The sequence below is a fragment of the Vogesella mureinivorans genome (genome assembly GCF_007644035.1).
Lineage (GTDB): Bacteria > Pseudomonadota > Gammaproteobacteria > Burkholderiales > Chromobacteriaceae > Vogesella > Vogesella mureinivorans.
The window spans coordinates 1-342 of sequence record NZ_VMTV02000126.1; the positions used below are offsets into that span (position 1 = coordinate 1).

1 protein-coding gene is annotated in these 342 nt (G+C 70.8%); it reads left to right on the plus strand.

The features are described 5' to 3' along the window. Positions 1-342, plus strand: a 342-nt coding sequence (locus tag FLQ44_RS03125) for a 2OG-Fe dioxygenase family protein (protein WP_147693007.1), incomplete at both ends; no start/stop codon positions are given.

The window sequence follows — 342 nt, forward strand, 5'->3', positions numbered from 1 at the left end:
GCCCCCGAGGTGGAGCGCTGGCAGGTCGAGGCCCACCAGTTCCGCATCGAAGCCCTGCCCGGCCAGCCCGGCCAGCCGACGCCGGAAGGCGTGCATCGCGATGGCGTGGACTACGTGCTGGTGGCCCTGATCGATCGCCACAACATCCGCGAGGGCAGCACCACCATCCATGCGGCCGACAGAACCCAGCTCGGCGCCTTCACCCTGACCGAGCCGCTGGACATCGCCCTGGTTGATGACCAGCGCGTCTGGCACGGCGTCACCGCGGTCGAGCCGCTGGATCCGGGCACGCCGGCCTGGCGTGATGTGCTGGTGCTGACCTTCAGGCGTGCCGAGGCCGTG